Origin of the sequence: Buchnera aphidicola (Nurudea shiraii) (assembly GCA_039829955.1) — a bacterium.
In the GTDB taxonomy this organism is placed as follows: Bacteria; Pseudomonadota; Gammaproteobacteria; order Enterobacterales; family Enterobacteriaceae; genus Buchnera_B; species Buchnera_B aphidicola_AY.
The window spans coordinates 105,099-117,373 of sequence record CP140035.1 but is presented as its reverse complement, the minus strand read 5'-3'; the positions used below and the strand labels follow the sequence as shown (position 1 = coordinate 117,373).

9 protein-coding genes, 1 tRNA gene and 1 pseudogene are annotated in these 12,275 nt (G+C 24.7%); 3 read left to right on the top strand and 8 right to left on the bottom strand.

All coding sequences use genetic code 11. From position 1 onward, the window contains the following. Positions 1 to 4 precede the first annotated feature (4 nt). The 5 genes from U0T63_00545 to U0T63_00525 all read right to left on the bottom strand — a co-directional run bounded on the left by U0T63_00545 (position 5) and on the right by U0T63_00525 (position 4,941). Positions 5 to 1,060, bottom strand: a complete 1,056-nt coding sequence (locus U0T63_00545; GenBank protein ID XBC39336.1) for an RnfABCDGE type electron transport complex subunit D — start codon at positions 1,058 to 1,060, stop codon at positions 5 to 7. Positions 1,061 to 1,127: 67 nt separating this feature from the next. Continuing rightward, the gene (rsxC, locus tag U0T63_00540) at positions 1,128 to 2,687 is read right to left on the bottom strand and encodes an electron transport complex subunit RsxC (GenBank protein ID XBC39335.1); all 1,560 of its coding nucleotides are present in this window, start codon (positions 2,685 to 2,687) and stop codon (positions 1,128 to 1,130) included. 82 nt (positions 2,688 to 2,769) lie between these two features. Then, positions 2,770 to 3,294 carry an RnfABCDGE type electron transport complex subunit B gene (locus U0T63_00535; GenBank protein ID XBC39334.1) on the bottom strand — a complete coding sequence of 175 codons (525 nt, stop codon included), beginning with the start codon at positions 3,292 to 3,294 and terminating at the stop codon, positions 2,770 to 2,772. Then, on the bottom strand, positions 3,291 to 3,869 hold the full coding sequence (gene rsxA, locus U0T63_00530; protein XBC39333.1) for an electron transport complex subunit RsxA: 579 nt from the start codon (positions 3,867 to 3,869) through the stop codon (positions 3,291 to 3,293). The genes U0T63_00535 and rsxA overlap by 4 nt, the downstream gene beginning before the upstream one ends. Positions 3,870 to 4,344: 475 nt before the next feature. After that, on the bottom strand, positions 4,345 to 4,941 hold the full coding sequence (locus U0T63_00525) for a riboflavin synthase subunit alpha (protein ID XBC39332.1): 597 nt from the start codon (positions 4,939 to 4,941) through the stop codon (positions 4,345 to 4,347). A 258-nt stretch (positions 4,942 to 5,199) separates the two neighbouring features. Here U0T63_00525 and U0T63_00520 point away from each other — a divergent pair, with 258 nt between their 5' ends. The 3 genes from U0T63_00520 (at position 5,200) to tilS (ending at position 8,079) form a co-directional block, all read left to right on the top strand. Continuing rightward, positions 5,200 to 6,555: an MATE family efflux transporter gene (locus tag U0T63_00520; protein ID XBC39331.1), complete on the top strand. Its 1,356-nt coding sequence runs from the start codon at positions 5,200 to 5,202 to the stop codon at positions 6,553 to 6,555. A gap of 88 nt (positions 6,556 to 6,643) precedes the next feature. Further along, positions 6,644 to 6,717, top strand: a tRNA-Val gene (locus U0T63_00515). A gap of 48 nt (positions 6,718 to 6,765) precedes the next feature. After that, entirely contained in the window at positions 6,766 to 8,079 is a 1,314-nt protein-coding gene (tilS, locus tag U0T63_00510) for a tRNA lysidine(34) synthetase TilS (GenBank protein ID XBC39330.1), read from the top strand. 56 nt (positions 8,080 to 8,135) lie between these two features. Here tilS and metG read toward each other — a convergent pair whose 3' ends face one another. The 3 genes and pseudogenes from metG to gndA form a co-directional block, all read right to left on the bottom strand. After that, positions 8,136 to 9,755, bottom strand: coding sequence for a methionine--tRNA ligase (metG, locus tag U0T63_00505; protein XBC39480.1), 1,620 nt, complete (start codon positions 9,753 to 9,755; stop codon positions 8,136 to 8,138). Between the two features lie 210 nt (positions 9,756 to 9,965). Continuing rightward, positions 9,966 to 10,546 (bottom strand): annotated as a pseudogene (gene dcd, locus U0T63_00500) (dCTP deaminase). Between the two features lie 237 nt (positions 10,547 to 10,783). Next, positions 10,784 to 12,202, bottom strand: coding sequence for an NADP-dependent phosphogluconate dehydrogenase (gndA, locus tag U0T63_00495; protein ID XBC39329.1), 1,419 nt, complete (start codon positions 12,200 to 12,202; stop codon positions 10,784 to 10,786). Between the last annotated feature and the right edge of the window lie 73 nt (positions 12,203 to 12,275).

Below are 12,275 nucleotides of genomic sequence, written 5' to 3'. Positions count from 1 at the left end.
TGTCTTATTGTTTTCCATAAATACGAGATTGAGTATACGAATCTAGTAAAGGAACGATAGAATTAGCTATTAATATAGAAAACGATATAGCGTCAGGATATCCACCATATGTCCGAATCACCCAAATTAACATTCCAATAAATATTCCAAATATTATACGCCCTACTTTAGTAATAGAAGTCGTAACCGGATCGGTTGCAATAAAAAAAGCCCCTATCATAGTACTACCTAAGAATAATTGAATTAATGGACATATTTTGCTATGCTTGAAAAAGAAAAAATCCAATGAACAACACAAAAATAATGATAATAAAACACTCAAAGAATTTCTCCAACAAATAACTTTTTTTATCAATAAAAAAAGACCACCGATGAAAAAACTTATATTTATTAATATCCAATGATGATAAATTACCATGTCTTTATAACATGAAGATAAAGTAGAAAAATTCAACATAATATTTTTATTATCTATTCTCATTTGTTCTAAAGGAGTAGCTTGAGTTACAAAAGAAGATAAATTCAAAAATTCAGACAATACATCAAAATAATCTTTTAAATTAGTAAAAAAAATAATTGATATAATATCTTTAATACTTAGTATATCGATCAAAGCTAAATTATTCTGAAAAGACCAATTAGTCATAAAAGTAGGAAATGATATTAACAATATTGCATATCCAGACATTGCAGGATTAAATACATTATTTCCCAAACCCCCATATAGTTGCTTAGCAACTACAATGGAGAAAAATGAACCTATAACTGAAATCCACCATGGAGAAAATACAGGCAAACTAAGCCCTAATAATATTCCAGTTACCACTGAAGAATAATCCAAAATATAAAAATACACATTTTTCTTACGAAGCTTTAAAACAAATACTTCAAACAATATTGATGCAGAAACAGACACGAGTATTTGAACTAATACCGCAATTGTGAAATAATAACATTCCATTATAATTCCAGGAACCATAGCTAATACTACTAATAACATTATATTACTAGTACTTTTGCATTTATAAATATTACTAATTTTAATATATTTATAATTCATTGATTGTTCTTGAATATTAATAATTTATATAAAATATTAACATATTTTATTTTTTAAAATTTATTGTTTAATGCTTTTTCAACATAGCTCTATTAATAGAAGCTTCAAGTATTTTTTTTCTTACACGTTTCATCTTTTTTAAAGATGTTTTTTCAACCAGTTTGTATTTAATAGTATTTTTTCTGTTTCTTTCATTTAATATATGACCAGAATACATTATATTTTCGTTCATTAAACCTGAAGAATATAACCTTTTTTGACGAGACATAAATAATTTTTTAAATTTCTTAGATATATTTTTCTTGAAAATCATTTCACTTAATTTTAATTTTTCCTTTCTAAAATATGTTAAAAGAGGAATATCACTAGGACACACTTGCTCACATATTCCACATTCAATACATTCATTAATATGATATTTTTTTGACTTGTCATGATTAAAAGACTTACTATAAAAATATAACTGTTCTGGCAACAAAGAAATCGGACACGCATCAGAACATGCCGTACATCGAATACATGGACGTTCAACAACATTATCTTTAAAAGTTGATTTTGAATATAAAATACTATTGCTAGTTTTTAGAACAGAAAATTTCAAATCATCAATTATTACTCCAGTGATCGGACCTCCAACAATACAATGATTTCTCTTTATATCGATATTGTATTCCTGAGATACATAATCAATTGGAGTACCTATTTTAATTAAAATGTTCTTTTGAAACGAAAGATCAATATTAGAAAGAGTTACTATTCTTTCAGTTAAAGGTTCACCATTTAATACCGCTCTTTTAATTGAAAAAATAGTAGCAACATTAAAAATAATTATTCCTAAGTCTATTGCATGTTTTCCTAAAGGAACTTCTTTATTAAATAACGTTTTAACTAATTGTTTACTACTACCAGATGGATATCGTCTTTTTATTTTTTGCACATTAAAATCAGGAAGATGCTGCATACTTTTCTTTATTGCTATATATGCAATAGTTTTATCGTCTTCTATAGCAATTAAGACACGCTTAACTTTCAAAATCCATTTAATAATTTGACATCCTTGTATAATCTCATCAGAAAAATTCTTTATTAAACAATCATCTGAAGTAATGTATGGTTCACTTTCAGCTGCATTCACTACCAAAGTATGCAAAATTTTCGATTTTAATGCACATTTTAATTTTTTAGAAGAAAGAAATCCAGAACCACCTAGTCCGATAATTCCGGAGTCATAAATTAATTTAATAAGTTTATTACAACTTAAATTTTTATAATCACGTGTTGAAATACGATGAATCCATTTATCATATCCATCTGATTTTATATCAATAATTCCAAACCATTTGTTTGAAAAAAAATTAAATTGTTTTTTGTAAATGTCAACAATTGTTCCAGATGTAGGAGAATGAATAGGAGCTATATCCTTTAATCCTAATGCCAAAATTTGACCACGCAAAACTGTTTGTCCTAAATTAACTACAATTTTCTTATTTAAAACAACTTTCTTATCCACTAAAACAAGAAATTTTTTTGGAAGAGTCAAATAATTTAACTGAGAAGAAGATTTATCAGTTTTCATAGAAATACAATCTATTCCACCATAAAAACTATTTAATTTATTTAAAAACAAAAATTTTTTTAAATAAAATATATATTTTTTGCAAACAAAAATTAAATTATTAATACATTTACATGATATCTTAAATAAAAAATTAACTAATATAGTCATAAATTACTGTTTTTTCTTTAATACAATTTGTAGGACATAAAGATATACATAAATTACATCCTGTACATATCTTCGGTAATATCGTATGCATAAGATTATAAGACCCTACTACAGCGTCTACAGGACAAATTAATCTACATTTAGAGCAACCAACGCAATTATTTTCATCAATTACTACGATGTTAGGATATACACTTTCAAAAATACCTATAGAATTATATTCTGACTCATCGTAACCTAACAAATTAGCTATATTTAACGTTACTTCACTGCCACCTGGAATACATTTATCTATTTTTTCATTATTATTTCCAATAGCATTGGCATAAGCATAACACCCCGGATAATCACATTGTGAACATTGAGTTTGAGGTAACAATTTTTCTATTTTTTCTACTATAGGATTAGAATTTATTTTAAATTTTTCTGAAATATATTTCAGCAAAAATCCTAAAAAAAGACTCAAGATACCAAAAAAAGATATTGAATATATTATTAACGCCATCATGTTTTTATCAAACCATTAAAACCCATAAAAGCAACAGATAACAAACTTGCAGTAATTAAAGATATCGGATTTCCTTTAAAAGGTAAAGGAATATCTGAAGATAGTAAACGTTCTCTTATACTAGAAAATATTATTAAAACTACAAAAAAACCTACAGAGGAACTAAATCCATATAAAATAGATTCTAAAAAGTTAAAATTCATTTTTGCATGCAACAAAGGAATAGCCAATACCGAACAATTACTTGTTATTAAAGGTAAATACACTCCCAATATTCTGTATAAAATAGGACTCACTTTCTTTATTACTATTTCAGTAATTTGTACACTAGAAGAAATAATAAACATATAAGTCATAATTCTGAGACAAACCAAACCCAATGGAATTAGAATATAAAAATTTATTATCCACGATAATACAGAAGCACATGTTACTACAAAAATAGTTGCATACCCTAAACCTATTGCAGATTCAAATTTTTTAGAAGTTCCCATAAAAGGACATAAACCTAAAAATTGAACTAAAACTAAATTATTAACTAATAAATTTCCCAAAAAAAACGAAAAATAATCCATTATTTACCTATATTTTATATTTTTACGATTTTTTATTAATATTGAATGTTAAATTTATTAAGTGATATGCTAAAATTCACTTGTAATCAAATATGATTTAAATCAAAATGGTTTACATAATTAATAATTTTGTAAAATTTTGTACTATAAAATTCGAAATAAACTTAAATTATAAAATCATCAAAAAATTAAATATAAATTCTTATGATAAATATGTCAAAATTTAAAATATAATATTAAATTAATTATAAATACATATTTTATCAATACATTGTTTTATTAATAATTACATATGTTATATAATATAGCTCTAAAATTTTTTAAACTACGTGTTTACATGTCATACAATAAAAAATTTATTTCTTAGTTATTTAAATCTATACAACTAAAAGCTAATTTTTTTATATCCAATACTTTTAAAGTATAAACGTTGTATTCAAAACGTGCAAATGAAAAACCTTAAAAACATTTAATATTAATTACTAATTCTATCTACAATAATTTTAGAAAAATAATCTACTTCTAAATTTACTATATCACCAATATTTTTATGTCCAATAGTAGTCCTCAATATCGTTTCCGGAATGAGAAATACACAAAACGTATTATTTACAATATTTCCTACTGTTAAACTAATACCATCAACACATATAAATCCTTTACAAAAAATATATTTCATAATTTCACAATCATGCAAAATCATCCATAATTCTTTATTATAACTAGATGCTATAATTTTAAATATTGTAGCTGTTGTTATAACATGTCCAGAAACTAAATGACCACCTATTTCTTCTCCTAACTTCATAGATTTTTCAATATTAATATTCTCCCCTACATGGAAAGACCTCAAACTAGTTATTCTCAGAGTTTCTTGTATAATATCTAAGCTGATTGTATTTTTTTTTTCAATCTTTTTAATAGTTAAACAACATCCGTTGCAAGACAACGAAGAACCTAAACATAATGTTTGTACATTAATGTTATGCAATTCTAACGTCCACTGAAAAAAATTTTCATATCTTTTTATTAAAGTTATCGTCGCAATATCTTGAATAATCCCCGTAAACATAAGATCCTTAGTATAAAATTTAAAAAATTATTATTAAGTTACTACTTTTATTTTGATAAATATTTTCAAACTATAAAATTAATTATTTTTATAAAACACCTATGTATTACTATTTCTAATATTAGATCGTTCAAAAATTAAAAACTAAAATATATTATTAACATATTATCATGATATATATAACTACAAATTTTAAAAAATTATAATTTTACATTTACAATTTTTAAGAATGTAATTTTTGTTAAATCAAGGTTATAAATGAAAGAGTATTTACAAGAAATAAAAATGCTATTCAAAATTATTATTCCCATTATGTTAGCTCAAATATCACAAATGAGTATAGGATTTATTAATAGCATTATGACGAAATCTTTAAGTCATTCTGAAATAGCCGCTATATCTATTGGAACATCAATTTGGTATCCAATAATCTTATTTGGACATGGATTATTATTATCTCTCGTTCCTATCATCTCATATATGAATGGATCAGGAAAAACAAAAGAAATTTCACATCAAATTACTAATGCATATTGGTTAGCAACATTTATTTCTATAATAATTATGAGTATTTTATGGAACATTCATTATATTACTAGTTTAATACATAACATTAATTCAATTGTAGAACAAAAAAGCATTAACTACATCAAAATATTGTTGTGGAGCACTCCAGGATACTTATATTTTCAAGTTATACAAAACCAATGCGAAGGATGCTTAAAACCTAAACCTGCTATGATAGTAGGCATATTAGGACTGATTCTCAACATAACAATAAACTATATATTAATTTATAAAAAAATAGCATTATTTCACTTTAACAACGTTGGATGTGCTTTATCAATTATTGTTGTATATTGGTTTATGTTTATAATGATGAAAATAATCACTAGAAATGATTTATTGATACATAGTCCTCTTGATTTTAAATGTAGACGATTTCTTCCTCATCTTAAAACAATAAAAAACTTTTTAAAAATAGGAATTCCTATTGCTTCATCATTATTTTTTGAAGTTACATTATTTACATTAATTACATTATTAATAGCATCTTTAGATATTACACAAATCGTTGCACATCAAATAGTTTTAAACATTAGCTCGTTTATTTTTATTTTGCCTTTATCAATAGGAACTGCAACTAGTATTAGAATAGGATTTTATCTAGGGCAGAAAAATTTTAAAAAAATTTCTATTACTATTATCTCAGCACAAATTATAGGACTAATTTTATCCTCTATAATATCCGTTTTTATTATATTATATTATAAAAATATAATAGCTTGGTACACCATAGATAAGAATGTTATTAAACTAGCGGAAAAAATTTTATTAATTTCTGCAGCATATCAAATTTTTGATTTTTTTCAAATAATAGGTAACGGAGTTTTAAGAAGCTATAAAGATACAAATATAATTTTTACTATAACTCTCATATCTTACTGGATATTAGGATTTCCTATAGGTTATCTATTAGCAGTAACTGATACAATTATTCCAAGAATAGGTGCTATTGGATTTTGGATTGGAATCTTTGTTTCATTAATATCATCGTCTTTAATGACCTTTTTAAGAATATTATCATTACATTGTAACTTTAAAAAAATATAAAATTAACCTTCTTAACGCATATTCTTATTGCAAATAATAAAAACTAATTATAATATATAGATAAAGATAAATAAGTCTTATTGGAAGAGTGTCCGTAGCTCAGTTGGAAAGAGTGCTACCATGACAAGGTAGAAGTCAGTGGTTCAAATCCACTCGGACACAGAAAATTCAAGATTAATTTAAATTATATAACATAATTTTATTATATTTATGATTATACAAGGTATAAAGAAACTCAAAAATCTAAACTTCTTATTAGCATATAGCGGAGGTATAGATTCAACTTTCTTACTTCACCAACTTTTAAAAATTAGAAAAATTAGACCTCAATTTCAATTTAGAACAATTCATATCAACCATCAACTTAATCAATATTCAAGTTCATGGAGCCAACATTGCAAAAAAACCTGTGAAAAATATAATATTCCCATCCTAATAAAGAAAATTACAATAAACAAAAAAAAAATAGGAATAGAAGCAGCTTCTAGATTGCAACGTTATAAAACAATATTTAATGAAGCTTTACCTAAAGAAATTATCTTAATAGCGCATAACCTAGATGATCAATGTGAAACATTTTTTTTATCTTTAAAAAGAGGAAGTGGAATTTCTGGACTAAGTGGCATGCCAAACAAAAGAAAACTATTTAACAAAAATGTCATCGTAAGACCAATGTTAAACATAACTCGATCCGAAATAAAAAATTGGATGATAAAAAATAAAATTCCTTGGATCGAAGATAAAAGTAACTATGACCTATCTTATGACAGAAATTTTTTACGTCAAAAAATATTTCCACTGATCGAAACAAAATGGCCAAATTTTATAAACAAATGTGCCAAAAGTATATCAATACTAAAAAAAGAAAAAAATATCTTAGATTCAACTATAAATAAAAAACTTCAAAAATGTCTTGTATCTAAATCTATTTTAAATATTAAAAATTTTAACACTATGTCACCAAGCATTAGAAATTTATTACTCCGAATGTGGATCAAAAAAAATAATTTTGTCGTCCCTTCACATAAAATAATAACTAATATATATTATGAAATTATTTTATCTAAAATAAACTCTCAAGCAAAAATACAAATAAGTAATTATGAAATAAAAAAATATCAATATAAATTATATATAACACATACTATGCCTTGCATTAAAAAAATGATCTTAATGTGGTATTTTCCTTGGAAAAATCTTAAACTTCCTAATAAACTAGGATATATTACTCAAAATAAATACGGAACAACATTACCTTGTCCTAAAAAAAATGAATTAGTAAATATACGATTTCAAATTTCAGGAAAAATTTCAATTCATAGCAATAAAAAAGCTAAATTAATTAAAAAAATGTGGAAAGAAAATAAGATCGCCTCCTGGAATAGAAATAACATTCCTTTGCTATTTTATAATAATAAATTTATAAGTGCATTAGGAGTATTTACGAGTTCTAAACAACATCAAAAAAACATTAAAAGTACATGGAATTTGTCATGGATTAATAAAATTGACAAACAATCATAAATAATAAAATTAACTAATTCTATATAAAACGTCAAAAATCACTTAAAATTACAAAATTATTTATTTTTAGATAAAAATTCTACTTGAACATCTTTGATTCTTTCACATAAACAATCAAATACAGAAATTTTGTGATTCAAAAGAGGAATATTAATATTTTCCCAAACCAATGTCACTCTCAAAAAAGATTCTACTTTTTTAGCTAAATCAGGAACAATAGGTTTAAGCCATGTCATTAATATTTTAAATAAATTTATTGACATAGTGCATATGCTATGTAATTTCTTAAAATTTTTAATATTTTTAATTAATATCCATGGTTTTTGTTCATCTATATATTTATTAGCCATATCTGAAAATTTCATAATAAGAATAATAGCTAAACTAAACTCATTTTTTTCAAAATAATTTTCAATTTTTTGTGTTCCTTGAATAAACGTATGATATAGATGTTTATCATCTATATTGTGAGATAAAGAACAATTAAAATTTTTAAGTAAAAAATTAGACGTTCTTGACGCTAAATTAACTATTTTATTAACAATATCAGAATTAAATTTATTTAAAAAACTACTACTATTAATTTCAATATCTTTTACTTTTCCAGAAATTTTAGAGGCATAATAATATCTTAAACTATCTGAATCTAAATTTTTCAACCAATCATCTGCTGTTATTACTAATCCTTTAGATTTAGAAATTTTAAATCCATTTATAGTTACATGTCCATGCACAAAAATCTTAGTAGGTTTTCGAAAGTTACTTCCCTCCAATATAGCTGGCCAAAATAAACTATGAAAATATACAATATCTTTTCCTATAAAATGACATAATTCAGTATCTGAATCTTTTTTCCAAAATTCATCAAACACTAAATCAGTTTTTGTACTACATAAATTTTTAAACGCACTAATATATCCAATTGGAGCATCTAACCAAACGTAAAAATATTTATTCACAAATCCAGGAATGTTAAAACCAAAATAAGGACTATCTCTAGAAATATCCCATTCTTTTAATCCAGAATTAAACCATTCCATCACTTTATTCACTACAGATTGCTCTAATACTCCAGAGGTAATCCAAGATTTTAACATGACACTAAAATATGGAAGATTAAAGAAAAAATGTAATGATTTTTTTAATATAGGTTTAATACCCGATAAAACAGATACAGGATTTATTAAATCTAAAGAAGAATATGTTCTTCCACATTTTTCGCAATGATCGCCATATTGTTCTACAGAAAAACATAAAGGACACGATCCTTTTATAAAACGATCTGGCAAAAACATATTATTTTCATAATCAAAAAATTGAGATATAACTTTTCTTTTTATCAATCCTTTTCTTTCTAGACAATAATATATTTTCTTTAAAAAAAATAGATTTTCTGAACTATGAGTAGAATGATAATTATCATAGCTTATATTAAATCTTAAAAGATCTCTAATATGTTCGCTTCTAACAGAAGATATCATTTTTTCTGGTTCTATTCCGAGCTGGCTAGATTTTAACATAATAGGAGTGCCATGTGCATCGTCTGCACAAATAAACCACACTTCATGACCTTTCATTCTTTGATAACGCACCCAAATATCAGCTTGAATATGTTCTAAAATATGCCCAATATGGATTGGACCATTAGCATATGGAAACGCACAAGTTACTAAAATTTTTTTTTGTCATAATAATAACATTCTTGAAATAAGTAATTTATTATATAACAATTTTTTTAAATATATACTGTTAAAATTAATATTTTATAAAAGTTACATCAAACTATTAATTACAATTTTAAAATATCTATTAATTTTAAAATTATATTTTAACAATACAAAGCTTTGAAAATATTATATTATAATAAAAATATTACAAAATTTTATTTAGTCTTCATATATTTTGCTTAACGTAACTCCACTTTGACCAAAATACTTAGCATTTTTCCTCAAATTATATGGTCTCAATGATGGACTAGATAATACTTCAAAACTTAGAGCAGCTATCAACATTCCTGGACACAACGACAATATCATATTTCCAGAATTAAAGCATTCTAATACAATATTTCCACTCCAACCCGGATCTATACGATGAGAAGTCGCATGAACCATTAATCCTAAACGAGCTAAAGAAGAACGTCCATCTATCCATCCAACCAAATTATCTGGAATAATAACCTTTTCAAAAGTAACTGCCAACACTAATGATTGAGGATACAAAAAAAATTTTTCGTTTCTAGATACCACTTTTTTTCTGTTCATAATTTCTTTTAATATTAAAGCAATATCAGTTTTCGATTTACTTAAATCAATACATCGTTTTTTTTTTTACAAAAAGTATAAAACTGATTTCCTAAACGAACATCGACTGTTATTCCATTGATAAACTTTCTACATGGAGTCGGGGCAATGATTAATTTCTTTTTTTTTAACCATAATTCAATGTCTCTGTCGCTCAATCTCATTTTAATTAACCTTATGGTATTCTTAATTATGCACTATCTTAATAAATACACTCTAATTATATAAAAACATTATTAACATGAAAAAATTATAAATCATACAAAATATAATTAGAAAAACTCTAAATTATGAAATTTATTGTAAACAAAAAATTTAAAATGCTAATTTAATTATTTAAAGGCTGAATATAGCCCAACTTTAAACATTTTAAAATAAAATATATTATTTAAAATTCTTAATTAAATACTATTTTTGATCCAATCAGTATGAAAAAAACTAGTACTACCAACTTTTTTATAAGTATGAGCTCCAAAATAGTCTCTTTGAGCTTGAATTAAATTAGCAGGTAAACATGCAGATCTATAACAATCAAAATATGTAATTGCTGATGATAATGCAGGTATTGGAATACCACATTGAATTCCAATAGAAACAACATATCTTAGCGAATTTTGATAATTATTAGCAATATTTTTGAAATAAGAACTCAAAAGTAGATTAATAATACATCTATCTTTTAGATATGCTTTACTAATATGTTTTAAAAATTTTGCACGAATAATACATCCAGATTGAAATATTCTCGCTATCTCTGAACATTTTAAATTCCAGTTATACTTTTTAGAAGCACTGTTTAATTGCGAAAATCCTTGAGAATAAGATATAATCTTGCCAAGATAAAGAGCTTTTCTAATATGTTCAATTAAATCTGATTTATCATAATTTGAAAAATTATGAATTTTAGGTCCTAATAAAACTTTAGAAGCTAATAAACGTTGTGATTTTAACGATGAAATATAACGAAAAAAAACTGATTCAGTAATTAAAGTTAAAGGTTCGTTTAAACTTAATGCACTTTTGGTTACCCATGTCCCCGTTCCTTTATTACTAGCTTCATCTAAGATATAATCTATTATATAATTGTTCTCAGAATCTTTCTTAACTAGAATATCTTTCGTAATAGATATTAAATAACTATTTAGCTCACCTGTATTCCAATTGGAAAATATATTAGATAATTCTTTATTATCTACATTTAACAAATTCTTAATTAAAAAATAGCATTCTGCTATTAATTGCATGTCACCATATTCGATACCATTATGCACCATTTTAACATAGTGACCTGATCCATCTAAGCCGATATAACTAACACAAGGTTTTCCTTTAAATTTTGCTGAAATTTTTTTTAACAAAGGAAAAATAAAATTGTAAACTTGCTTTGATCCTCCAGGCATTATAGAAGGACCATACAATGCACCATATTCACCACCTGAAATACCTGCCCCTATTAAGTTTAATCCATCTTTTAGCAATTCATTATATCTTCGAATAGTATCTTTATAAAAAGTATTTCCCCCATCAAAAATAATATCTCCTTTACTTAAATACTGTTTCATTGAAGTAATTACTAAATCAATTGCTAAACCTGATTTAATCATTAGAATAATACACCTAGGTTTTTCAAGTGAAAGAATAAATTCTTTAATTGAAAAAAAAGGAAATATATTGTTGCTAGCATTATTTAAGACAAAATCTTTAGTAATTTTAGAAGATCGATTAAATATAGAAACAGTATATCCATTACGCGCTATATTTAAAGCTAAATTACGACCCATAACTGCCATTCCTAAAACACCTACTTGTTTCTTTTCCACTTTTTACATTCCATCCTGATTAAGTTTAACATATATAAAACTACCAACACTTATTGTATAATAAGAAATTATC